This is a genomic window from Microvirga sp. HS2, assembly GCF_055792805.1.
The window spans coordinates 128143-152556 of sequence record NZ_JBVVAJ010000008.1 but is presented as its reverse complement, the minus strand read 5'-3'; the positions used below and the strand labels follow the sequence as shown (position 1 = coordinate 152556).

The following is a 24414-nucleotide window of genomic DNA, read 5'->3' as shown; positions in this document are numbered from 1 at the left end:
AACGGGGCAGCGTTTCAGAGAACGCCGGTCAACCAGGATCGGCGACCTTTAATAGCAGCGAACCGCTTCAGGGGGGCACGAGGTTGCCCCGATGGGCGGCCTCGAAAACAGCCTGTCCCGGTCGAGATTCTGCCTGTAGAGGTTGTGCTCGACCTGGTTCTGCTGCTGCAGGCTTTTCAGGCGCTGCTCGTCCTGAATGTTGCGGTTGATATCCTCCACCTGCCGTTCGTTGACGCTCTTGCGCGGCAACCTGGCCGTCTGCGCCTCTGCAGCCAGAGGCAGGACGACGCCCAAACAGAGGACGGCCGTGACGAAGAAACGCATGGGAACATTCCTTTAAAAGCCATGGATCCTTATATGGCGATGAGAGCCCAGTCCGACAACGGCGGCGAGCTTTGGGTCACCCGCGGACCAAAGGGCATTTCCGGGCTCGACGCAGTTCGCCTTTTGATCCATGGTCGCGCCGATGAATCAGCCTGATAACAGCCCCGATCCCCAGAACGATCTGGCGCACCAGCCGTCCTCCGGCTCCTTGAGCGCCCGTGCCCGCGCGGCGGTCGCGCCGCAAATGGCCTATCTGAACGGCTTGAACCCCGAGCAGCGGGCGGCCGTGGAGGCCACCGAGGGCCCCGTCCTCGTGCTCGCGGGAGCTGGTACGGGGAAGACGCGTGTGCTCACCACCCGCATCGCCCATCTGATCGCCACCGGCAAAGCGTGGCCGTCGCAGATCCTGGCGGTCACCTTCACCAACAAGGCGGCCCGGGAGATGCGGGAACGCATCGGCCGCGCCATCGGAGAGGTGGCCGAGGGCATGCAGTGGCTCGGCACCTTCCACTCCATCGGCACCAAGATCCTGCGCCGCCATGCAGAGCTCGTGGGCTTGCGTTCGGACTTCACCATTCTCGGCACGGACGATCAGCTTCGCCTGATGAAACAGGTGATCGAGGCGGAAGGAATCGACGAGAAGCGCTGGCCTGCGCGCCAGCTCGCCGGTCTCATCGACAGCTGGAAGAACCGCGGCCTCGGCCACGATCAGGTCGCCGCCGGGGAAGCGGGCGCATTCGCCAATGGCAAGGGCGCACGCCTCTACCGCGCGTATCAGGAGCGCCTGAAGGTTCTCAACGCCGTCGATTTCGGCGACCTGCTGCTCGAATGCCTGCGCCTGTGGCGCGAGCATCCGGATATCCTGGAACAGTACCAGGAACGCTTCCGCTACATGCTGGTGGACGAGTATCAGGACACCAACGTCGCACAATACCTTTGGCTGCGCCTGCTTGCGCAGAAGCGCAAGAACCTGTGCTGTGTCGGCGACGACGACCAGTCGATCTACGGCTGGCGCGGCGCGGAGGTCGACAACATCCTGCGCTTCGAGCACGACTTCCCGGGTGCCACCGTCATCCGCCTCGAGCGCAACTATCGCTCCACCGGCCACATCCTCTCCGCGGCGTCCGTTCTGATCGCCAAGAATCAGGGACGGCTGGGCAAGACCCTGCGCACCGAGGACGAGCTCGGCGAGAAGGTGACGATCACCGGCGCCTGGGATTCGGAGGACGAAGCGCGCCTCATCGGCGAGGAGATCGAGGCGCTGCACGCCAAGAAGCATCCGCTTTCGGAAATAGCGATCCTCGTGCGCATCTCGGCCCAGATGCGCGAGATCGAAGATCGTCTCGTGCAGCTCGGCGTTCCCTATCGCGTTATCGGCGGCCCGCGCTTCTACGAGCGCGCGGAAATCCGCGATGCTCTGGCTTACCTGCGCGTCGTGAACCAGCCCGCCGACGATCTGGCCTTCGAGCGCATCGTCAACGTGCCGAAGCGCGGCTTGGGCGACGCGACGATCCAGGTGCTCCACAACCATGCGCGCGCCGCGCGCGTGCCGCTGACGGAAGCGGCCCGTTTCATCGTCGAGACGGACGAGCTGAAGCCGAAGCCGCGCGCGACCCTGCGCGACCTCCTCATCTCCTTCTCGCGCTGGTCGAAGCTGTCCGAGACCATGTCCCAATCGGAAGTGGCGCAGACGGTGCTGGAGGAATCCGGCTACACCGACATGTGGCAGAAGGAGAAATCCGCCGACGCCGCAGGCCGCCTCGAGAACCTCAAGGAACTCGTGCGCTCCATGGAGGAATTCCCGGACCTTCAGAGCTTCCTGGAGCACGTCTCTCTCGTCATGGAGGCGAACGAAAGCGATACCTCCGAGCGCGTGAGCCTGATGACGCTCCATGCGGCCAAGGGCCTCGAATTCGATACCGTGTTCCTGCCCGGATGGGAGGAAGGCCTCTTCCCCAATCAGCGCGCCCTCGACGAGAGCGGCCGCGCCGGTCTGGAGGAAGAGCGCCGCCTGGCCCATGTGGGCCTCACCCGCGCGAAGCGGCATGCGAAGATCTACTTCGCCTCGAACCGGCGCATCCATGGCCTGTGGAACTCGACGGTGCCGAGCCGTTTCATCGACGACCTGCCGGAAGCGAACGTGGAAATCGTGGAAGCGCCCGCGAACTTCTCCTATGGGGGCGGATACGGCGGCGGTTCGCGCTTCGACCGGATGCAGCCGTTCGGCGGCTCGTCCTATCAGACGCCCGGCTGGCAGCGCGCCCAGGCGCATCGCGCGAGCACCACAGATGGCGGCTATTCCGGCCGCCGCTCGGGCGACCGTCGCGGTCCGATGATGATCGAGGGCGAGCTTGTCGCGAAATCCACCGGTGCTTCGGGCTTCTCCGTGGGCGGCCGCGTCCTGCACGCAAAATTCGGCCCCGGCACCGTCGAGGCCGTGGACGGCAACAAGCTCACCGTCGAATTCGACAAGGCCGGCCGCAAGATGGTGCTCGACAGCTTCGTCGAGGCGCTGGGTTAGTATCCCGAGCAAGCTCCATTCGTCATGGCCGGGCTTGACCCGGCCACCCACGCCTTGAGCATCTCAACGCGTTGAAGACGTGGATGCCCGGCACGAGGCCGGGCATGACGATGAGGGATCGCTGACGCGAAACGTCACTCCGCGGCAGCGGGCGGCACCGGCATGGCGGGCGTGCCATAGACGCGCGGATCGACTTGGCTGAGCTGGCCCTCGTCCTCGGTGTAGGCCGGGGGACGATCCACATAGCTGAACTGCCCTTTGCCATCCGGCGAGGGGCCCCTTGCCCAACGGCCGTCCTGGCTTTCCATGCCTTCCGAATGATTGAGGAACTGATAGGCGACTTCGCTCTTCTCGAGATTCTGCGGGAAGTTCGAAGGTACCGGGGTCATTTCGAGTCCGTCCTCCTCCAATTCCTTGATCGCGGCGAGCCATTGGTTCTGGTGCATGGTATCGCGGGCGATGAGGAACGAGAGCATGGTATCGCGGGCGATGAGGAACGAGAGCATGTCCCTCACTCCAGAATCGTTCGTCATGTTGTAGAGGCGGCTCACCTGAAGCCGGCCCTGGCTTTCGGCCGTCACGTTGAAGCGAAAGTCCGCGAGCAGATTGCCGCTTGCGATCGTATAGGCGGAGGTCCACGGATTGCCGATGCTGTCCGACGGGCGCACTCCCAAACCGGAGACGATCATGTGCTGCGGGTTCATGCCGGCCACGATGGCGTCTTCCACACGGGCGCCGCCCATCACTGCGCCGACGATCGAGTTCTTCGCCATGTCTTCCTGCTGCTCGACGGGCGAGGTTTCGAGCAGGCGCGCGATCATGGTGGCGAGCATCTCCACGTGACCGATCTCCTCGGTCCCGATATCCATGATCATGTCCTTGTACTTCTGCGGGCCGCGGCAATTCCAGCCTTGGAAGAGATAGGTCATCATGACGCTGATCTCGCCCCATTGGCCGCCGAGGGGCTCCTGAAGCATCTTGGCGAAGAGAGGATCGGGCCTCTCGGGCTTGGCTTGATAGGCCAATTGCCGCTGACGGAAGAACATCGGCTTGCTCCTGTCTGGATTGGGGGTGGCGACTCCGTCCCTCGGATGAAGAGTCAGCCTTCCAACAAGAGCGATTTGCGGTTGTTCCCGATTTTTGGGCCAAGACCCCTTACTTTAGACTAGTTCCGATCCGCATTTAACCTCTAGCTTCAGGTGGGTAACTGTGGAACCATTCGCCCCGCACGGGTATGGTCGAGAGAGGTTCTCATGTTCCCCCTGTCCCACATGTTGAGGTCCTTCGTGCGAACGGGGACGCTGAAGGTCATCGACGCGGATGGCGGTGTGCATGTCTTCGGCGGAACGAAGCCGGGCCTGAACGTCACTATGCGGCTCACGGACCGCTCGCTTTATCACAAGCTCTTCCTCAATCCGGAGCTGCATGCGGGCGAGGCCTATATGGACGGCCGCATGAGCTTTGAGGAAGGCTCCACTTTACGGGACTTCCTGAATCTCTTCTCCCAGAACCGCTCGACCCTGGCCAATTATCCGCTTCAAAACGTGCTCAAGCGGATCTCCCGCACCGTGAAGCGGTTTCAGCAGGCCAACCCGGTCGGCAAGGCGCAGCAGAACGTCGCGCATCATTACGATCTCGGAAACGACTTCTACAAGCTCTTCCTGGACAAGGGCATGCAGTATTCCTGCGCCTATTTCATCAACGATGACGACACGCTGGAAGAGGCTCAGCAGAACAAGCTTCGTCTGATAGCAGCGAAACTGCAGCTGAAGCCCGGCCTCAAGATTCTCGACATCGGCAGCGGATGGGGCGACCTGGCGCTCTATCTCGCGGCTATGGAGGATGTGGACGTCACCGGGGTAACGCTTTCGAAGGAGCAGTTCGAACTCTCCAACGAGAAGGCGCGGCGCGCAGGACTGTCCCATCGCGTGCGCTTCGAGCTTCTCGACTACCGCAAGATGGACAGACGCTTCGACCGCATCGTGTCGGTCGGCATGTTCGAGCATGTGGGCGTGCACCATTACGGCGAGTTCTTCGCCAAGATCAACGCGCTTCTCGACGATGACGGCCTGATGGTGCTGCACTCCATCGGCAAGATGAGCCCGCCCGGAACCGCAAGCCCGTGGCTGCGGAAATACATCTTCCCCGGCGCGTATTCCCCGGCCCTGTCGGAGGTCTTTCCTGTGGTGGAGCAGAACAGCCTCTGGGTCACCGACCTTGAGTTCCTGCGCCTGCATTACGCGAAGACCCTCAACCATTGGCACAGGCGTTTCGAAGCCAACCGCGAGACGATCGCGGCTATGTACGACGAGCGCTTCTGCCGAATGTTCGAGTTCTATCTCATCAGCGCCGAGACGATGTTCACCACGGGCAGCCAACTCGTCTTCCATATGCAGCTCGCCCGCAAGCGCGATGCCGCACCCATTGTACGCGATTACGTCACCGACACGCAGCGCGCCTACATGGCGAAGGAAAAGGAACGCCTCAAGGTTCTCGACGCCGCAAGAGAGCTGACGCCGGTCTGATCTCCGGCGTCGGCGCCCGTCAGGATCGTGGCATCAGGTCAGCGTCTCGTAGTCCTTGTTCTTCAACCCATCGTGGGAATGGCGCGTCGGCAGCGTGCCCTTCGGCTGCGTTTTGAAGTGGGAGGATGCCTTGGCTCCCACGGGGCCCTTGGAAATCGTGATGCCGCCATCGACCGCGTAGAGCGCGCCGGTGACGAAGCTCGCCTCGTCCGAGGCCAGGAAGCAGAACACGTTCGCCACCTCCTCCGGCGTGCCAGGCCGGCCCATGGGGGTCGCCTGCGTGATCATGGTGGCCAGTTCCGCATCCATCGGACCGCTCGACTTGCGCGTCCAGGCCGTATCGATCGGCCCCGGGCAGACGCAGTTCGCGCGCACGCCGTACGGCACCTGCTCGGCCGCGACGCCGCGAACGAAGGAATGGATGAAGGCCTTCGTGCCTCCATAAGGCGTGTTCTTGGGATGGCCGAGCATGCCGGCTTCGGAGCCAGTGGCGATGATGTTGCCGTGCGTCTCCTGCAGGTGAGGCAGGGCGAATTTCGTCATCAGGAAGACCGAGCGCACGTTGGAGCGGAAGGTCTCGTCGAACTTGTCGATGGGATAGTCCTGTGTCTCCGCGACGGCCAGGAACACGCCCGCATTGTTGACGAGCACGTCGATGCGTCCATAGGCGCTCACGCAGGCCTCGACGGCAGCTTGAGCGTGATGCTCCTCGGCGATATCGCCAAGGTAAACCTCCGCGAAGCCCCCTGCCCCGATGATGAGCCCGGCCACGTCCTCGACGGGATCGTCGGGCAGGCCGACGAGGAGAAGGCGCGCGCCCTCGCGGGCGAATTTGAGCGCGATGGCCTCACCGATCCCGGTGCCGGCACCGGTGATGATGGCGACCTTATCGAAAAGGCGTCCGGACATGGGGATCTCCTGCGGGGCGCACCCGCCATTGCAAGCACATGAGGGATTTGGCGTTTGCAAAACGGGCGTGACTCCGGGCAGTTCCGGTTCCTGCGCCGCCATGGTCGCTTGAGGCATGACACAGGGGGTGCTAGAGCAGCCCCATGCTTGAAGGTCTGCATCCCAATCGCCCTACCCATGTCTTCCGGATTACCACGGACGAGCGCTCCGCGCGCGCCATGACGGATCTGATCGGAGAGATTTTCGATCCGGTCGAAACGGCCGTCGCCGCCTTCGAGACGACGGAGGACGGCCCCTGGCTGCTCGAGGCCTATTTTGCCCACGAGCCCAACGAGACCGCCATCCGCGACCTCGTTCGTCCCGTTGTCGGAGCAGAAGCCGACAAGGGTGTGTTCCTGCCTCTGGAGCAGAAGGATTGGGTGAAGACGTCCCTCGAAGGGCTGAAGCCCGTACGGGCCGGACGCATCCTGGTTCACGGCTCCCATGACCGGGAGCAGCGCCGGAGCAACGACCTTGCCATCGAGATCGAGGCGGGCCTTGCCTTCGGCACGGGTCATCATGGTACGACGCTGGGATGTCTGAAGGCGTTCGCGGACGAACTGAAGATCCGCACGCCCCGCCACGTGCTGGATGTGGGAACCGGCACCGGCATTCTGGCCTTTGCCGCGGCCAAGGTTCTCAAGCGCCCCGTGGTCGCGGGCGATATCGATCCGGAAGCGGTGCGCGTCGCGAAGGAGAATGCGCGGCTCAACGGCATCGGGCCGTGGATGAAACTCTATGTAGGACCCGGCACGCGCAGCCCGGAAGCCGACCGGACGGGCCATTTCGACTTGGTCTTCGCCAACATCCTGGCAAGGCCCCTGCGGATTCTGGCGCCCTCGCTGGCGCGTGTGGCGAGCAACGACGGGACGCTGATCCTGTCAGGGCTCCTCGCCCATGACGTTCCCGGCGTGCTGTCGGCTTATGCGCATCAGGGCTGGTATCTTCAGCGGCGGTATGATCTCGAAGGCTGGGCTGCCCTCGTGCTGAAGCGGGGCAGCGCGCGTCCGCAACCCCGCCACTGACGTTAAGGCTTACTCGACGAGAACGCCGGGATAACGCTTCGCCAGCTCGCGGCGGAGCTTGATGGTATCGGCGACGATCTCGCGGATGGCTTTCATGGCGGCAACGATCAACATGGCTTGTCTCTTCTTTCTTCAGTAAAACTCTTGTCTCAGATCTTGAACGGCAGATCATTGCTCTGCATCAAGAAGCCTGCGGTGTGCTCCTGTCTGCGGCTCAAATCCGCCATCAGAGCTTCGTGTCGGCGCAGCTGGCGCGCGGCGCTCCGGGAACGGCTCTCGGCAAGAGCGTTCACGACATTCCTGACGATCAGCGAAAACGTGGACGGGGTCTGGATCCGACCGGCATAGACGGGCGCTAAAGTGGCTGTATTCATGGGCTCATCTCCAACGGATTGGTGTTGAGACCCTTCAGATCAGCGTTCCTCTGTTCTTGTTACGGTATATGTAAGCCATACTCGACTTTAGTAGTAGACGGCCCGCCTGCATGCGAGCCATGCGCCTTTTGCACCGCACAATCAGACGATGCCCTCTCACGGGCAGATCACGCCCCATAGACAGGCAAATCGCCTGCGGCATATGCATTTCCATCGGCAGCGTCGCGGTTGCAGGGCATCCCGCTCCGGCATAGCGTGCTGCCTTCCTCATTTCGCATTTCCGGTGCTGCTCGGATGGCTCAGTTTCAATTCTTCGACGATACGACCTCCCCCTCCCAGGGGCCTGCCCATATTGCCAAGCTGCGTGCCGAGCTGATCCGGCGGGGCTTCGACGGCTTCATCGTGCCCCGGGCCGACGAGCACCAGGGAGAATACGTGCCCAAGAGCGCCGAGCGCCTGGCTTGGCTTACCGGCTTTACCGGATCGGCGGGCACGGCCGTCATCCTGCAGGACAAGGCCGCTCTCGTGGTCGATGGGCGCTATACGGTCCAGGCCGCCGAGCAGCTCGACACCTCCGTGATCGCCCCGGTACAGCTCGCCGACATGTCGGCGGAAGACTGGATCGCCGCGAATCTGCCTGAAGGCGGCACGCTCGCCTACGATCCCTGGCTCCACACGAGCGACAGCCTCAAACGCCTGGAACAGGCGGTGGCATGCGCCGGGGGCTCTCTCTCACCCGTCGACATCAATCTGGTCGACGTGATCTGGATCGACCGCCCTGCCCCGCCCCAGGCGCCGGTCCGCCCCCATCCGCTCGACTATGCTGGCGAGACGGCCGAATCGAAGCTGGAACGGGTCCGGAAGAAGATGGCGGAGGCCAAGCTCGAGGCGCTCGTGATTTCCGACCCGCACAACCTCGCCTGGGCCTTCAACCTGCGTGGCGGTGATGTCGGCCACACGCCATTGCCGCTCGGCTATGCGATTCTGCCGAGGCAAGGCCGCGCGAGCCTGTTCTTCGACCCCGCGAAGATCACCAACGAAGCCGGAGCCGCAGTGGGCGATCTCGCGGAGTTTGCCCCGATCGCCTCCTTCCAGAGCGCCCTGGACGCTCTCGGCCAGAAAGGCGGCAAGGTGCGCATCGATTCGGCGACGGGCGCAGTTGCCCTGATCCGCCGCATCGAAGCCGCCGGGGGCACGGTGGATGTGGGGGCAGACCCCATCGCGCTCATGAAGGCGGTGAAGAACAAGGCCGAGATTGCGGGCTCGCATGCGGCTCACTTACGCGACGGCGTTGCGGTCGCCCGCTTCCTCGCGTGGCTCGACCGTGAGGCACCGAAGGGGCAGCTCACAGAAATCGACGCGGTCGAGGCCTTGGAAGCCTTCCGCATTGAGACGGGAGCGCTGAAGAACATCTCGTTCCCGAGCATTTCCGGCGCGGGCCCCAATGCGGCCCTGCCCCATTACCGGGTGACCGCTTCGAGCAATCGCAGGATCGAGAAAGACCAGATCTTTCTGATCGATTCCGGCGCGCAATATGAGGACGGCACCACGGACATCACGCGTACGATCATCGTGGGCCAGCCGACGGCCGAGATGAAGGATCGCTTCACCCGCGTGCTGCAGGGGCACATCGCGATCGCGCGCGCGGTCTTTCCGAAGGGCACCACGGGCGCGCAGATCGACTCCTTCGCCCGCAAGCCGCTGTGGGATGCGGGTCTCGACTTCGATCACGGCACCGGCCACGGCATCGGGAGCTATCTCTCCGTGCACGAAGGCCCGCAGCGCATCGCTAAGACCGGGACGACGCCGCTGGAGATCGGCATGATGCTGTCCAACGAGCCGGGCTTCTACAAGCGGGGCGCCTACGGCATCCGCATCGAGAACCTGATTCTCGTGGAGCCGCGCACGATTCCCGGCGGCGACCGCGAGATGATGGGCTTCGAGACCCTGACCTTCACGCCCATCGATCTGCGGCTCGTCGAGCCCGCTCTAATGAATGCGGACGAGATTGCATGGCTCAACGACTACCACGCCAAGGTGCGTGAGAAGATCGGCCCGCTTCTCGATGCCGAGACACGGAGCTGGCTCGAGGACGCGACCCGCCCCATCGGCTAGATCAGGCTGCGCAGCACCACGACGGACACGACACCGACGGCGATTGTCGCCAGAAGCGGCAATCGGAACGCGACAATGGCGGTGATGGCGGCGGCAATCGCCTCCGCCCACCCGGTCGTCAGCGCTGTCGGCGCGATCACGGAGACCAGCACCGCGGGCGGGATCGCGTCGAAGGCCGCCTTGGCGCGTCCGGTGAGCACGAGACGGTCAGCCACGAAAAGTCCCGCGATGCGCGTGAGATATGTCACCACGGCCATGGCCACGATGGTGAGAAGGGTCATCGTGTCGAGGCTCATGACTGCACCTCCCTGGAGGCCGTGAGATAGGCCGCAGCGATGCCTGCCAGCGCGCCTGAGGCCACGTGCCATGGCGCTCCGACGAAATGATGGACGAGAGCCGCGACAGCCGCGCTGACGCCCACCGTCACCAGGGTCACGCGGCTGCGCCCGAAACCGGCAACCAGGCCGATGAAGAGAGCCGTGAAGGCGAAGTCCGCGCCGATGCGCGCGGGATCCCCCATGAAGGAGCCGAGCACGGCGCCAACTGTCGTCGATACGGTCCAGTTCGCCCAGAGGACGAGGGCCATCGCTGCCCAATAGGCGCCGGTGACGGGCCGTTCGAGGGCCCGGCGCTCCGACAGGGCCCACGCCTCGTCCGTCAGAAAGAAGAAGGCCGAGAATCGCTGAATTCCGGAGAGATGGACCTTCGGCCCGAGCGAGGCTCCCATCAGCACGTGGCGGGCGTTGATGAGCAAGGTCGCGAAGGTGAGAGCCGCAATCGGCACAGGATGCGCCCACGCCTCGATGACGGCGAATTGCGCTCCGCCCGCATAGACGAAGGCGGACATCAACGCGACTTCGAGCGCCGACAGCCCCTTGGCCGCGGCGATCGCGCCGAAGAGAAGGCCGATGGGAACCGCGGCAACGGCCACGGGAGCGATATCGCGCAGGCCCGCGCGGATCTCACGCTTGTACGTGGGGAAAAATGGGGTGGGTTGATCCATGGTCATCCTCGTTCCCTCTCATATGAGACGGAGATGAGGAAGCGTCTTGGATGAAATTGCGGTTCACGCCCGGCCGCAAGCGCCTTGGCGATAGGCTCCCGGGGTCACGCCCATCCGCGCCTTGAAGACCCGGTTGAGATGGCTCTGGTCGAAGAACCCACAGGCCACGGCCACATCGCCCGGGGGCTCGCCTTTCGCCAACAGGCGGCTTGCCGCCCTGAAGCGCCGGTCCATGAGATAGGCATGGGGCGTCAGGCCTGTTTCCCTGGTGAAGGCCCGGATGAAATGGCTTCGCGACAGTCCCGCAAGCCGGGCGAGCTCTGTCAAATCGACCTCACCGTCGAAATGAGCCTCCAGATAATCGGTCACCTGCGTCATATCCCTCGACGCGTAGCGCACAGGCGGAAGTCCATCGAGATCGGCCCAGCGGGCGATCAGCCTGGTCAGGAAGGCGATGAGGCGCGTATCCTGCTCAAGCTCGGACGTGTGGACTCCCTCCTGCCCCAGGCAGGCGAGAAGCCGGGCAAGCGTGAGGGCAAGTTCGGGGTCGTGGATCACGGAATGGCGGAACCAGGGGGCGTGCGGCAGCGGCCGTTCAGCGACGTCCTCGGCAATCTCCTTCATCAGCTCGGGCGACGGATAGAAGGTCCGATAGACGAACCCCTCCCCGTAAGGCTCACCGTCATGGATTTCATCCGGACAGACGACGGCGATGCTGCCGGCGGGGGCATAGCGCTGCTCGCCGCGGTGAAAGAAGGTTTCGCATCCTGCCAGGATGGCCGCGATGGCGTAGGTTTCATGAGTGTGGCGAGCATAGGAATGTCGTCGGAAGGTCGCGCGCAGGCACTCCAGGCCACGCAGCCGCGACACCCGCCAGAAATGCGTCACATCGCCCGCTACCCTATGGTCCGGATCGATCGAAAGCTCAGGAGCGATCACCGTCATGCCGCCGATCATGCCATATCGGCGGGCTCACGTCTTGGACGGGAGTCTCATCCCCGCCCCACGAGAGCGAACCAGCCGTCCTCGTCCATGACCTGCACGCCGAGTTCGGCCGCTTTGGCGAGCTTCGACCCGGCTCCGGGGCCGGCGACCACGATGTCGGTTTTCTTGGATACCGAACCCGCGACCTTGGCGCCGAGACGCTCGGCCATGGCTTTCGCCTCCTCGCGGGTCATCTGCTCGAGGGAGCCGGTGAAGACCACCGTCTTGCCTGCAACGGGCGAGCTGATGCTTGCAGGCGCTTCCATGACCTCGACACTTACCTGCGCCAGTAGCGCATCGAGCATCTCCTCGTTGTGCTCCTCCTTGAAAAACTCGACGATGGCCTCGGCGACCACGGGGCCGATTCCACCGATGGCGGTGAGTTCCGCATGGGCTTCCGAAGCCGGATCCGCTGCGGCCTTCGCCGCCTCGCGCAAGGACTCGAAAGTGCCGAAATGCCGGGCGAGCAGGCGCGCGGAGGTTTCGCCCACATGCGGAATGCCGAGGGCGAAGACGAAGCGGTTGAAAGCGATCGAGCGCCGCGCCTCGATGGCTGCGAAGAGATTGCGCACGCTCGTCTCGCCCCAGCCCTCCCGGTTCTCCAGTCGCTTGAGGCCGCGCGCGTTGCGCTCCGCCAGCGTGAAGATGTCCTGCGGGCGCCGCACCAGACCTTCTTCATAGAACTCGTCGATGCGCTGCTCGCCCATGCCCTCGATGTCGAAGGCGTTGCGCGACACGAAATGCTTCAGGCGCTCGCGCGCCTGCGCCGGGCAGATGAGGCCGCCCGTGCAACGGCGCACCGCATCCTCCTTGCCCGTGCGCGGATTGACCTCGCGCACCGCGTGACTGCCGCAGGCCGGGCAATGGGTTGGAAACTCGTAAGGCTTCGCGTCAGCGGGCCGCTTCTCCAGCACCACATCGAGCACCTTCGGGATCACGTCGCCCGCACGATTGATGATGACCGTATCGCCGATGCGGATATCGACGCCGTTGCGGATCTTCTCGCCGTTTCCGCCGATGCCCTTGATGTAATCCTCGTTGTGCAAGGTGGCGTTCGAGACCACGACGCCGCCCACCGTCACCGGGCGCAGACGCGCGATCGGATTGAGCGAGCCCGTGCGCCCCACATTGATCTCGATGTCCTCCAGCACGGTCACCGCTTTCTGCGCGGGAAACTTGTGCGCGAGCGCCCAGCGCGGCGAACGGGACACGAAGCCGAGACGCTGCTGGAGAGCAAGATCGTCGACTTTGTAGACGACGCCGTCGATGTCGTAACCGAGATTGGCGCGATCGGTTTCGATGGCATGGTAATGCTCGAGCATTTCCGCGACGCTGGAGCAGCGGCGCGTGATCGGGTTCACCTTGAAGCCGAAGCCTCTCAGCGCTTCCATCATGCCGTACTGCGTATCGGCGGGCATCGCACTCACCTCACCCCAGGCATAGGCGAAGAAGCATAACGGACGCGAAGCCGTGATCTTTGGATCGAGCTGGCGCAGGCTGCCGGCTGCCGCGTTGCGGGGATTGGCGAAGACGGGTTTACCCGCAGCCTCCTGCCGCTCGTTGATGGCCGCGAAATCCTTGTGGGAGAGATAGACCTCGCCGCGGACCTCGAACACGTCAGGGATGTTCTTGCCCTTCAGCACGTGCGGAATGTCTCCGACCGTGCGGGCATTGTTGGTCACATCCTCGCCTTCGGTGCCATCGCCCCGGGTGGCTGCCGTCACGAGCCTTCCCTTCTCATAGCGGATGCTCAGCGAAAGGCCGTCGATCTTGGGCTCCGCCGTGAACACCAATGGCGCATCGGCCTTCCATTGCAGGAAGCGGCGAATGCGTTCGACGAACTCCTCCACCTCCTCGTCGGCGAACCCGTTGGCCAGCGAGAGCATCGGCACGCGATGCCGGATCTTGGCGAATTTCTCCGACGCCTTGGCGCCCACCTTCTGCGTCAGGCTCTCGGAGGTCTTGAGTTCGGGAAACAGCCCTTCCAGAGCCTCGTAGCGCTTGCGCAGGGCATCGTATTCCGCGTCCGAGACCGTGGGCGCGTCTTCCTCGTAATAGCGTCGATCGTGCTCCGCGATTTCGCGCCCCAGAGCCTCGTGCTCGGCACGGGCTTCCGGGAGTGTCAGTTCATCGACGGGCTTCAAGGCGGGAGCGTGTTTTGCGGACATGATCGAATCGAGGTTGGTGTGAGATGAACCATAGCGCCTTGGCCGCGACTCTCCAGGGGGCCAGAGACACGAAGGCTCAAGCTAAACCTTGAAGGTCCCCTCCTGCCGCAAGGCAATCCAGAAGGCGGCCTGGCTGATCACCCCGGCTACGGCTAGAACGCCCGCGGCGGCAAGCGCCGGGTCTGGCCCTAAGCCGGACAGGGAGGTGCAGACGGCTCCGACCGCCATCTGCGAGAACCCGTAAAGGCCCGACGCCGAGCCGATCATCCGCGGATTGACGCTCACGGCCTTGGTCAGAGCGGCGGGACTCGACAGACCGGCACCGATCGTGAACAGGACCATCAGCCCGATCATGGAGAACGCATCCACCGTCCCCAGCAAAACGAGCCCGAGGAGCACCAACGCCGCGCAGGTGCTCAGCGCATTGGCCCCGATCATCAGATGCTCCATCCTCACCCGCCCGATGAGGCGGCTCGCAAGGGCGCTGCCGATGGAAGCGCCCACCGCCAGCAATCCGAGCGCGATCCCGACGTCATGCGCAGGGCGACCCAGCTCCTCGAAAATGAAGGGGCTCGCCGCGATAAAGGCATAGCTCGACGTCGTCGCGCAGCTTCCGCCGACCGCATAGCCGAGGAAAGAGCGTGAGCCCAATAGCCCCTTGTAATCGCGCGCGAGGGACACGGCGCTGATCGTGCCGGATCGTGGCCCGGTTTCCGGCAGCAGCCGCCATGCGCACAGGATGTTCGTGGCCCCCAGCACGACGAGCAGCAGGAAGATGGAACGCCAGCCGAAGCTCGAAGCCAGAAGGCCGCCGAAGAGGGGCGCGAGAGCCGGCCCGACGACCACGATCAGGTTCATCACCGCGAGCTGCCGGGCGGCAGCCTCGGGCCCCGAAATGTCCCGCACCATGGCCCGCCCCAGAACCAGCCCGGCGCAGCCGCCGAGCGCCTGGAAGAGCCGCGCAGCGATCAGGGCATAAACACCGGGTGCGAGGCCCGCGGCAATTCCGGACGCCGTATAGAGGACGAGCCCCACCATGAGGATCGGCCGGCGCCCGAAACAATCGGACAGGGGTCCGTAGACGAGCTGACCGAAGGCAAGGCCGAGAATGTAGAGGCTGATGGTCATCTGCATGGCGGCGAAGCTCGCGCCCAGATCCTGGGCCGCAATCGGGAGCGCCGGCACGAACATGTGCATCGCCAGGGTGCCTGTGAACGTGATCAGCACCAGAAGCCAGAGAGCGGGCTTGCGCTTCGTCTCGCCTACAGAAAAGGGACTGTGCCTCACAAGGATGAAGCCTTGCCAAAGGATGAGGAGTGAAGGTCCGAGCCGGCTCATGGAGCCTGACCTTAAGTGAGCCTCCTGTTTGCGCCCTAATTTCTTATCAACTCGTTAGCCGGCTCTCCCCGGCAGGACGACAAGAGCCCGGCGTCGCTTCGCCGGTGCCGTCCTCAATGCGCGGCCGCTTCCAGCAGGCGGGCGGCGGCGGCGCGGGCTTCCTCGGTGATCGTTGCGCCGGCGAGCATGCGGGCGATCTCCTCCCGGCGGGGAGCCGCATCTAGGGGGATGACCCGGGTCGCGACGCGGTCCTCGGCGCCGACGATGCCTTCCTTGGCGATGAGGAAATGGCTCGAAGCCCGGGCTGCGACCTGCGGAGCATGAGTCACGGCCATGACCTGAACGCGCTTGGCCAGGCGCGCGAGGCGCTGGCCGATGGCATCCGCCACCGCACCGCCGACGCCGGTGTCGATTTCGTCGAAAACCAGGGTCGGGGCGGAGCCCTTGTCCGCCAGCACCACCTTGAGCGCCAGCATGAAGCGGGAGAGCTCGCCGCCGGACGCCACCTTCATGAGCGGGCCAGGACGGGTGCCGGGGTTGGTCTGCGCCCAGAACTCCACGCGCTCGAATCCGGCAGGATCGCGGCTGTCCTCGTCGGTCTGGATGTTCGTGATGAAGCGGGCGCGCTCCAGCTTCAGGGGCGGCAGTTCGGCCTGCACGGCCGCATCGAGTGCCTGCGCGGCCTTCCCGCGTCCCTCCGACAGTTTCCTGGCGGCAGCGAGATAGGCTCGGTCAGCCTCCTTCAGGGCCTTTTCCAAGGCGGCAAGTTGCTCCTCGCCCGCGTCGATCGCCGCCACATCGCCTTCATAGCGCTGCCTCAGGGCAGCCAATTCGTCGGCCGGCACATCGTATTTGCGGGCGGCGGCCCGGAGCGCGAAGAGACGTTCCTCGGTCTGCTCAAGTTCGCGAGGATCGTATTCGGTGGCGCGGATCGCCTCTTCCAGGGTGGCGCGGGCCTCATCGATGGCGACCAGCGCCGCATCGAGGGCCTTGACGGATGGCTCCACGAGAGCCGGAGCCTGGGCGCTGCGCCGTTCGAGCTTGCGCACGGCAGCCGAGAGCTCCGGGATCGGGGACGAATTGCCCGCGACGGCCTCGAAGGCCTCGTTGAGGTCCTGAGCGACCTTCTCCGACTGCATCATCACGACCCGGCGCTCCGCCAGGGCCTCCTCCTCCCCCGCCTGAGGGTTGAGCGTGGTCAGTTCCTCCACCGCATGGCGGAGGAAATCGGCTTCCTTGCGGGCCTTTTGGATGCGGCTGCGATGCTCCTGGAGGGCCGTACGGGCTTCCCGCACGCGTCGGGCTGCTTCGCCGACCGCCTGCAATTCGCCGGAAAGGCCGCCGAAAGCATCGAGAATTGCCCGGTGGCTGACGGGATCGACGAGGGCGCGGTCGTCATGCTGGCCGTGAATCTCGACCAATGTCGCGCCGATGGCCTTGAGCACCTGCACGCTGACCGGCTGATCATTGACGAACGCGCGAGTGCGCCCGTCCGCCACCTGGACACGGCGCAGGATCAGGTCCCCGTCCACATCGATTTCCGCCTCGCGCGCGATGCGACGGGCGGGATGATCCATCGGGCAGTCGAAGACGGCCGTGACCTGTCCCTGGGACTCGCCGTGGCGAACGAGACTTCCGTCGCCGCGCCCGCCGAGGGCCAGAGCAAAAGCATCGAGCAGAATGGATTTGCCCGCGCCCGTTTCACCCGTAAGGACGGAGAGCCCCTCATGGAAGAGGAGCTCTAGCCTGTCGATCAGGACGATGTCGCGTATCGCCAGCTGGATCAGCATGGAAAGTGAGGCTTACCCCGCCCGCTGACCGACCTGGGGAACGCCACGGAAGGCCTTGCTGATCCAGGACTGGGAATCCTCGCGCGGCTCAACGCCGCCCTTGGTCAGCAGGGCATAGGCGTCCTTGTACCAAGGACTGTCAGGGAAGTTATGGCCGAGAACGGCGGCGGCGGTCTGCGCCTCGCTGACGATGCCCATGGCCATATAGGCCTCGGTGAGACGCTCGAGCGCCTCTTCCGTGTGACGGGTCGTCTGGTAGCGCGAAACCACGGTGCGGAACCGGTTGATGGCACCGGAATAATTGCGCTTCTGCAGATAGAAGCGACCGACCTCCATCTCCTTGCCGGCGAGCTGGTCGCTGGCGACCTGGATCTTCTTCTTCGCGTCGGCCACGTATTCGGATTGAGGATAACGCTGGACCAGGTCCTGCAGTGAGGCGATGGCGCGCTCGGAGGCAGCCTGGTCACGGGTGATATCCGGGATTTGATCGTAGTAGGACGACGCCATCAGGTACTGGGCATAAGCCGCATCCGGCGTATTCGGATGCTGCTGCAGGTAGCGCTTGGAGGCGGTGATCGCCTCTTCGTACAGGCCGCCCTCGTAGTTGGCGTAGGCCTCCATGATCAGCCCTTTGCGCGCCCACTCGGAATAAGGGTATTGGCGGTCGAGGCTGTTGAATTTCTTGGCGGCGCCTTCGTAATCCTTCTTCTGGATCCGTGCGAGACCGTCATTGTAGATCTCTTCGGCCGGAACGTCCGCGACGATCTCCGGCTTGTAGGCATCGCTCTTGTCGAAGGGGTTGATTGACGACAGCGTATCGCAGCCGGCGAGCGCCAATCCGCACGCACCAACCAACAGCGTGCGCCCGGCGGCGGCCCTCAAACTCACGTAAACCTTCGCGAAAGACATGCCTCGCGGTCCTCCAAAATCCGTGCCCGGTGATTTTTAACGATGCACTGAGGTTCTTTAACCTATGCAGGGGGCAACAGCCAACCCCATCCGAGAGGCTTTACCCACATGGATGGGGCAAAGCCGCGCGAAATCATGCGGCCAAAAGGCGCTCGATGCGACTTCGTCAGGAAAGTCTTAATGGATCTCGGGAGCGAAAGCAGCCATCGCCGCGCTGCCGACTTCCGCATAGCCGGGCTCGCGACGCAGCACGGCATCCACGATGGCGTAGTTCGAACGGCTCGAGAACAGAGCCTCCAGCACGGAAAAGTTCAGGCGATGCCCCCCGCAATAGGACCGATAGGTCCCGAGCAGCGGAAGACCGGCGAGAGAGAGGTCGCCGACCGCATCGAGCAGCTTGTGACGAACGAACTCGTCGCTGTAGCGCAGCCCCTCCGGATTCATGATGCCGTCGTCGCCGATGGCTACGGTGTTCTCGAGCGAAGCGCCAAGGGCGAACCCGGCCCCCCAGAGCTTCTCCACGTCGCGCATGAAGCCGAAGGTACGGGCGCGGGAAATTTCACGGCGAAACACGGAAGGCGAAAGATCGACGGCCTTGCGCTGGCGGCCGATCACCGGGGTCGGGAAGTCGATCTCCACGTCCAGGCGGAAGGCGCGCTCGTTCGGGAAGAGCTCCGCAAAAGCCTTGCCCTGGGTCACCCGGACCGGCTTGAGAACCTTGAGGTAACGGCGCGTCGCGCTCTGAGCGACGATACCGACCTGGTCGATGGCATCGATGAAAGGCCCCGAACTGCCGTCGAGAATCGGCACTTCCGGCCCGTCGATCTCGACGAGCACGTTATCGATGCCGAGGCCGGTCAGGGCCGCCATCAGATGCTCGATGGTCGCCACGGCTCCGCTCTCGCGATCTCCGATCACGGTGCAAAGCTCGGTGGCCGTCACCGCGAGATGACGGGCATCGATGAGGCGGTCCAGGCCGCCCGGCAGGCCGGTGCGCAGGAAGGCAATGCCATGATTCACCTCCGCCGGGTGGAGGATCATCTTCACCTCATCCCCGGAATGGACGCCGATGCCTACGAGCGTAACGGCGGCGCGGAGCGTGGTTTGATGGCTTTGCTTCATTATCTTTGAACCTCGAACTTGATCGCCGCTTGTGAGATCCGCTGCGCGATGCGTTCGCTGTAACTGTTTGACTGGCGGGATCGAAGTGGACTCCGCCCTTTCGACAAGGGCAACATAGGCTCCCGCTCAGGCTAGGCCAAATCACGCTTTCTTACGATCTGTTACAAACTCGACAATTCTTAACCCTTTGTTAATTAAGGGCTTTACGAAAAAGGCCCCGGTTGCGCGGGCAACCGGGGCCTTTTCTTGTAACGATTCAATCGGGCTTAGTTGGCCTGGCGGCGGAGGAAGGCGGGAATCTCCAGCTGATCATCCTCCATGCCCCGCTGAGCCGGAGCGGGGCGCTGGGCCTGGGGAGCCGGACGCCGGGCGTACTCCGCGTGAACCGGAGACATCTGCTGACGCGGAGCCTCCTGACGCGGAGCGGGCTCCGCAGGCGCATGCTGAGCCTCTTCGCGACGGCCGAAGCCCATCGTGGCCAGACGCTGGATCAGGGACGGCTTGTGCTCCTGAACCGGATCAATCTCGCCACGGCTGGCGCGAATCTGATTCTGGGCCGGAAGCGGCAGCTCGTCGATCCGCGGCATCCGCGCCGGACGCATGGCGCGCTCGGCCTGCGGCGGGATGAAGGTCTCGTCCGTGGCCGGCTCGTCATAGACGGGCTGCTGGGGAGCCGGAGTCTCATAGACCATGGCGGGCTTGGGCTGAGCGGGCGTCAGGACCACGTCGTCGCGGACCATCGGCTGCGGAGCCGGCTCGGCCGGGCGGGGAGCGGCGGCAGGAGCCTGGGTCAGGACCGGGTGCGTCTCGGCCATGACCTGATGAGCCTTCACCGGCTCGGCCTGGGCAGTGGCGCGAGCGCCCGGCACGGCCTGGGTGTGGGTGGCGCGAGCCCGGGCCTCGGCGCGCAGGCGCTCAGCCACCTCGGAGATCCTCTGCTCGGTGGCAGTGAGATCGCCCGAATTCTCCAGCAGAGCGTGATCGATGCCGGTGGCGACCACGGACACCCGGATGATGCCCTCGAGGCTCTCGTCGAAGGTCGCGCCGAGGATGATGTTGGCATCCTGGTCCACTTCCTCACGGATGCGGGTGGCAGCCTCGTCGAGTTCGTAGAGGGTGAGGTCGTTGCCGCCCGTGATCGAGATCAGCAGGCCGCGAGCGCCCTTCATCGACACGTCGTCGAGGAGCGGGTTGGCAATGGCGGCCTCGGCGGCGCGGATCGCGCGCTTCTCGCCGGACGCCTCGCCCGTGCCCATCATGGCCTTGCCCATGCCGCGCATCACCGAGCGCACGTCGGCGAAGTCGAGGTTGATGAGGCCTTCCTTCACCATGAGGTCGGTGATGCAGGCCACGCCCGAATAGAGCACCTGGTCGGCCATCGCGAAGGCGTCCGCGAAGGTTGTCTTCTCGGTGGCGACGCGGAAGAGGTTCTGGTTCGGGATGACGATGAGAGTGTCGACGGCCTGCTGCAGTTCGGCGATTCCCGCTTCAGCCAGACGCATGCGGCGCACGCCCTCGAACTGGAACGGCTTCGTGACGACGCCGACAGTCAGTATACCAAGTTCGCGGGCGGCGCGGGCCACGACCGGGGCCGCGCCCGTGCCGGTGCCACCACCCATGCCAGCGGTGATGAACACCATGTGGGAACCGGCGAGCTGATCGCGGATCTCGTCGATCACCTCTTCAGCGGCTGCGCGGCCGACTTCCGGCTGCGAGCCCGCACCGAGACCTTCCGTGACCTGGATGCCCATCTGGATCACGCGCTGGGCCTTGGAGGAGGCCAGCGCCTGCGCGTCGGTGTTCGACACTACGAACTCGACGCCCTCCAGACCGGACTCGATCATGTTATTCACGGCGTTGCCGCCGGCGCCGCCGACACCGAAGACTGTGATGTGCGGCTTGAGTTCCCGGATGTCCGGAGCTTGCTGATTGATTGCCATGACCTGTGCCTCTTTGGCCCTTTAGACTGATAGCGTTTGGCCGACGCTTACCCTTGTTGACTGAACTCCCGCGATGACCCGCCGCGTCACCGCGTTACGCTTTAAAAACTATCGCGAATCCACCGGCTCACCCGCGAGAAGTAGCCGTCGGTTCCCGTACTCTGAAACAAGCCGCTCGAACGCGGCTCGAAATACTCGATATGCGCCACCTGGGGATAGACCAGGAGTCCGACCACCGCCGAAAAGGCGGGGCCCTTCGCCGCCTCGGGCAGGCCCTTGATGCCGAGCGGACGCCCGACACGAACCTGACCCTGCAGAATGCGGCGTGCCGTTTCCGGCAGCCCGACGAGCTGGCTTGCGCCGCCCGTCAGCACGACGCGCCGTCCGGCCTGGGCTGCGAAGCCCGCGCTCTTCAGGCGGTCGCGCACGAGTTCGAGGATTTCCTCGACACGCGGCTTGATGATGCGAACGAGGTGCGACTTCGGCAGATGGTTCGGAACGTCACGTTCGTCCTCATCGACCTGCGGCACAGCGATCATGTCCCGGTCATCCGCGCTCGACGTGATTGCGGAGCCGTAGAGAGTCTTGAGCCGCTCGGCAGCGGAGACGCGGGTCGTGAGACCGCGCGCGATATCCATCGTCACGTGGTGACCGCCGACGGCGATGGCATCCGTATGCACGAGATGCCCGTTGGAGAAAATGCCCACGCTCGTGGTGCCCGCACCCATATCGACGACGGCGCAGCCCATGTCGGCTTCGTCGTCCACAAGGGCCGACAAACCCGAGGCATACGGAGAGGCGATCACCGCCTCCACTCCGAGATGGCATCGCTCGACCGCCAGCATCAGGTTGCGTGCGGCAGCGGCCTCCGTGGTGACCACGTGCAGATCGACACCGAGCTGTTCGCCGATCATGCCGGCGGGATCGACGATGTGGTTCTGCGCATCGAGCGAGAAGCCTGTCGGCAACGCATGAAGAACCGCCCGGCCGCGACGCAGATCGTAAGAGGACGCCGCGTCGAGCACGCGATGGACGTCGCCATCGTTAACCGCGCCGCGCACCGGGACATGCGCCTCGAAATGCTCGGAGGCGAGACGGCCGCCGGTGAGGTTCACGATCACCGATTGAATTTCCACCTTCGCCATCCGCTCCGCCGCGTGAACGGCCTGACGAATGCATGTTTCGGCTGCTTCCAAATCAACGACGACGCCGCCCTTCAAGCCGGCGGAGCGCTGATGGCCGATGCCGAGGATGCGCGCCACATGGGTGCGGCTGCGCAGCGACTCGACCTCATCGGCCGGCTTCAGCTCCGCCACGACGCAGACCACCTTGCTCGTTCCGATATCCAGGACCGAGAGAATGGCGCTTTTGCGCGCGGACAAAGGCTTGAGGCGCGGCGTTAGCCCGTGACCCGAGAGACTCATGTGTCGACCCCCTTGCCGCGCATCGGTTTCTTCTTCAGCGACTCGGCGCGGGCCAGAGCCGCCTCCTCCGTGAGACGGACCACGACGCGGTCTGCCATGCGCAGATCGATCGCGAGCACGTCCTTTTCCAAAATCTTCTGCTCGTTCTCGAGCTTCACGAGACGAGCCAGCGAATCGGCAGCTCCCTTCTCGGGCAGGCGCACGTCCATGCCGTTGTCCATCTTCAGGGTCCAGCGACGTCCCGCGACGAGCGTGCCGGCGCGAATGCGCTCCTTCAGCGGGCCGGCCGCATCGAGAAGCGCGAGATATTCCTTGCTGCGGGTATTGGCACCCTCACCCACGATGAAAGGCAGGTTGATGAGGCGCTCGTCCTGCATGAGGTCGATGACCGTTCCATCGGCAGCGATGATGAAGAGCTCGCCGTTGTTCTGCCAGATGGCATAGGGCTGACGCTCTGTGAGTGTGATCACGAGCTCGTTTGGATAGAGTTTGCGCACCGTGGCGCTCTCGATCATCGGGACGCGTTCGAGACGCTCGCGCAGCTCGTTCACGTCGAGAAAGACCAGCGCCAGCCTGGAGTTGAGACCAGCAGCCGCCAGAACCTCGGTCTCACGCATCTGCGAGATCCCCGAAATCGTGATGCTCTCGAGCCCCAGCCCGAGCGCCCGCGCCAGGGCGTGATGCGGCTGGCCGTGATCACGGATGAAGCTATCGAGATGACCGCCCTGCCAGAGACCGAGGGTCACGACGCCCGAAAGGAAGCCGAGCGTCAGCCAGGTCCCCAGATAACGAGGGATCCGCTTCTCGAGCGGAGCGCCGGCGGACCGACGCCGGACGCTCTGCGAGGAGCCGAAGAATTTCTTGATTCGGGGGGACTGCCTGTTGGAGGCAGCGCGCGTCGCAACAACGCCGGCCGGATAGGCCGTCATCGATTGCAGGTAGCGTCCTCCACCATCCATTGCACAAGCTCGCCAAAACTGTAGCCCGCATGGGCTGCGATTTCTGGCACCAAGCTCGTCTCGGTCATGCCGGGTTGCGTGTTGACCTCCAGGACCACGAGTTCCCCGGTTCCACCGGGTGTGTCGTCGTACCGCAAGTCGGCGCGGCTGATTCCCCTGCAGCCGAGCGCTTGATGCGCCGTTAACGCCAACTCTTGGACCTTTTGGTAAATATTCGGTTTAATTTCTGCCGGGAGTACGTGAATGGAGCCCCCCTTCACGTACTTTGCGTCATAGTCATAGAAGACGCCGGTCGCAGGGCGGATGTCGATCACGCCCAGCGCCCTGTCGCCCATGACCGCGCAGGTCAGCTCACGGCCCGCAACATAAGATTCTACAAGGACTTGCTCGCCGAAGGCCCAGTCTTCCCTGAGCAGTTCCTGAGGCGGATGGGAGCGGTCTTCCCGGACGATGATGACCCCCACGGAAGAGCCCTCGCTCACCGGTTTGATCACATAGGGGGCCGGCAGAACGTTGCTTTTGGCCGCCTCTAATCTGTTAACAACTTTTCCTTGCGGCACCGGCACCCCGGCCGCCGCCATGACCACTTTGGCCTTGTCCTTCTGCATGGCGAGCGCCGAGGCGAGGACGCCGGAATGGGTATAGGGAATCCTCAAAATTTCCAGGAGGCCCTGGATGGTGCCATCCTCGCCGACGCGGCCATGGAGGGCGTTGAACACGACATCTGGCGCGGTGGCCTGAAGGACGGTCGCGATATCCGGCTGCACGTCGATGGGGGTGACCCGATATCCCTGCCCTTCCAGCGCCTTGCAGCAGGCTCTGCCGGTGGCCAAGCTCACCTCGCGCTCCGCGGACCAGCCGCCATAAAGAACGGCAACGTGCTTGGCCATAACATGCTCCTTCAACTGCGGGCGCTTCAGTGAAGCAGCCGAGCGTTAACAAAGT

General features: G+C 64.2%; 20 protein-coding genes. 4 read left to right on the top strand and 16 right to left on the bottom strand.

What is annotated here, in order from left to right; all coding sequences use genetic code 11:
- Nucleotides 1-48: 48 nt before the first annotated feature.
- Entirely contained in the window at nt 49-324 is a 276-nt protein-coding gene (locus tag ACS5Q0_RS09990) for a hypothetical protein (protein WP_473126473.1), read from the bottom strand.
- Between the two features lie 142 nt (nt 325-466).
- On the opposite strand from ACS5Q0_RS09990, the gene ACS5Q0_RS09985 reads away from it, so the two are divergent.
- Nucleotides 467-2845, top strand: coding sequence for an ATP-dependent helicase (locus tag ACS5Q0_RS09985; RefSeq protein WP_473126472.1), 2379 nt, complete (start codon nt 467-469; stop codon nt 2843-2845).
- 134 nt (nt 2846-2979) lie between these two features.
- Here the strand turns inward: ACS5Q0_RS09985 and ACS5Q0_RS09980 are convergent, their stop codons facing one another.
- Nucleotides 2980-3891 carry a manganese catalase family protein gene (locus ACS5Q0_RS09980; RefSeq protein WP_473126471.1) on the bottom strand — a complete coding sequence of 304 codons (912 nt, stop codon included), beginning with the start codon at nt 3889-3891 and terminating at the stop codon, nt 2980-2982.
- Between the two features lie 207 nt (nt 3892-4098).
- Between ACS5Q0_RS09980 and ACS5Q0_RS09975 the strand changes: the two genes are divergently transcribed.
- Nucleotides 4099-5370: a class I SAM-dependent methyltransferase gene (locus ACS5Q0_RS09975; RefSeq protein WP_473126470.1), complete on the top strand. Its 1272-nt coding sequence runs from the start codon at nt 4099-4101 to the stop codon at nt 5368-5370.
- A gap of 33 nt (nt 5371-5403) precedes the next feature.
- Here the strand turns inward: ACS5Q0_RS09975 and ACS5Q0_RS09970 are convergent, their stop codons facing one another.
- Entirely contained in the window at nt 5404-6279 is an 876-nt protein-coding gene (locus ACS5Q0_RS09970; protein ID WP_473126469.1) for an SDR family NAD(P)-dependent oxidoreductase, read from the bottom strand.
- A 143-nt stretch (nt 6280-6422) separates the two neighbouring features.
- Between ACS5Q0_RS09970 and ACS5Q0_RS09965 the strand changes: the two genes are divergently transcribed.
- On the top strand, nt 6423-7343 hold the full coding sequence (locus tag ACS5Q0_RS09965) for a 50S ribosomal protein L11 methyltransferase (RefSeq protein WP_473126468.1): 921 nt from the start codon (nt 6423-6425) through the stop codon (nt 7341-7343).
- Nucleotides 7344-7492: 149 nt separating this feature from the next.
- On the opposite strand, the gene ACS5Q0_RS09960 is transcribed toward ACS5Q0_RS09965, so the two are convergent.
- On the bottom strand, nt 7493-7717 hold the full coding sequence (locus ACS5Q0_RS09960; protein WP_473126467.1) for a hypothetical protein: 225 nt from the start codon (nt 7715-7717) through the stop codon (nt 7493-7495).
- Between the two features lie 294 nt (nt 7718-8011).
- Here ACS5Q0_RS09960 and ACS5Q0_RS09955 point away from each other — a divergent pair, with 294 nt between their 5' ends.
- Nucleotides 8012-9832 carry an aminopeptidase P family protein gene (locus ACS5Q0_RS09955; protein WP_473126466.1) on the top strand — a complete coding sequence of 607 codons (1821 nt, stop codon included), beginning with the start codon at nt 8012-8014 and terminating at the stop codon, nt 9830-9832.
- Here the strand turns inward: ACS5Q0_RS09955 and ACS5Q0_RS09950 are convergent.
- The 12 genes from ACS5Q0_RS09950 to ACS5Q0_RS09895 all read right to left on the bottom strand — a co-directional run bounded on the left by ACS5Q0_RS09950 (nt 9829) and on the right by ACS5Q0_RS09895 (nt 24359).
- Complete coding sequence (locus ACS5Q0_RS09950) at nt 9829-10128, bottom strand: AzlD family protein (protein WP_473126465.1); 300 nt, start codon at nt 10126-10128, stop codon at nt 9829-9831. The two genes, ACS5Q0_RS09955 and ACS5Q0_RS09950, sit on opposite strands and share 4 nt — an antisense overlap.
- On the bottom strand, nt 10125-10835 hold the full coding sequence (locus ACS5Q0_RS09945) for an AzlC family ABC transporter permease (RefSeq protein WP_473126464.1): 711 nt from the start codon (nt 10833-10835) through the stop codon (nt 10125-10127). The genes ACS5Q0_RS09950 and ACS5Q0_RS09945 overlap by 4 nt, the downstream gene beginning before the upstream one ends.
- A 63-nt stretch (nt 10836-10898) precedes the next feature.
- Nucleotides 10899-11780: a helix-turn-helix transcriptional regulator gene (locus ACS5Q0_RS09940; RefSeq protein WP_473126463.1), complete on the bottom strand. Its 882-nt coding sequence runs from the start codon at nt 11778-11780 to the stop codon at nt 10899-10901.
- 47 nt (nt 11781-11827) lie between these two features.
- Nucleotides 11828-13987 carry an NAD-dependent DNA ligase LigA gene (ligA, locus tag ACS5Q0_RS09935; protein ID WP_473126462.1) on the bottom strand — a complete coding sequence of 720 codons (2160 nt, stop codon included), beginning with the start codon at nt 13985-13987 and terminating at the stop codon, nt 11828-11830.
- An 81-nt stretch (nt 13988-14068) separates the two neighbouring features.
- Nucleotides 14069-15274: a multidrug effflux MFS transporter gene (locus ACS5Q0_RS09930; RefSeq protein WP_473126461.1), complete on the bottom strand. Its 1206-nt coding sequence runs from the start codon at nt 15272-15274 to the stop codon at nt 14069-14071.
- 164 nt (nt 15275-15438) lie between these two features.
- Entirely contained in the window at nt 15439-17115 is a 1677-nt protein-coding gene (gene recN / locus ACS5Q0_RS09925) for a DNA repair protein RecN (RefSeq protein ID WP_473126460.1), read from the bottom strand.
- A gap of 12 nt (nt 17116-17127) precedes the next feature.
- Nucleotides 17128-18024 (bottom strand): outer membrane protein assembly factor BamD, encoded by an 897-nt coding sequence (locus ACS5Q0_RS09920; RefSeq protein ID WP_473126459.1) that lies wholly within the window; start codon nt 18022-18024, stop codon nt 17128-17130.
- Nucleotides 18025-18201: 177 nt separating this feature from the next.
- A complete protein-coding gene (gene lpxC / locus ACS5Q0_RS09915; protein WP_473126458.1) occupies nt 18202-19146 on the bottom strand; it encodes a UDP-3-O-acyl-N-acetylglucosamine deacetylase in 945 nt (314 codons plus the stop codon).
- A gap of 266 nt (nt 19147-19412) precedes the next feature.
- Nucleotides 19413-21086 carry a cell division protein FtsZ gene (gene ftsZ, locus ACS5Q0_RS09910; protein ID WP_473126457.1) on the bottom strand — a complete coding sequence of 558 codons (1674 nt, stop codon included), beginning with the start codon at nt 21084-21086 and terminating at the stop codon, nt 19413-19415.
- A gap of 101 nt (nt 21087-21187) precedes the next feature.
- Nucleotides 21188-22510 (bottom strand): cell division protein FtsA, encoded by a 1323-nt coding sequence (gene ftsA / locus ACS5Q0_RS09905; RefSeq protein ID WP_473126456.1) that lies wholly within the window; start codon nt 22508-22510, stop codon nt 21188-21190.
- On the bottom strand, nt 22507-23469 hold the full coding sequence (locus ACS5Q0_RS09900; RefSeq protein ID WP_473126455.1) for a cell division protein FtsQ/DivIB: 963 nt from the start codon (nt 23467-23469) through the stop codon (nt 22507-22509). Before ACS5Q0_RS09900 ends, ftsA begins: the two co-directional genes overlap by 4 nt.
- Complete coding sequence (locus ACS5Q0_RS09895; RefSeq protein ID WP_473126454.1) at nt 23436-24359, bottom strand: D-alanine--D-alanine ligase; 924 nt, start codon at nt 24357-24359, stop codon at nt 23436-23438. The genes ACS5Q0_RS09900 and ACS5Q0_RS09895 overlap by 34 nt, the downstream gene beginning before the upstream one ends.
- Between the last annotated feature and the right edge of the window lie 55 nt (nt 24360-24414).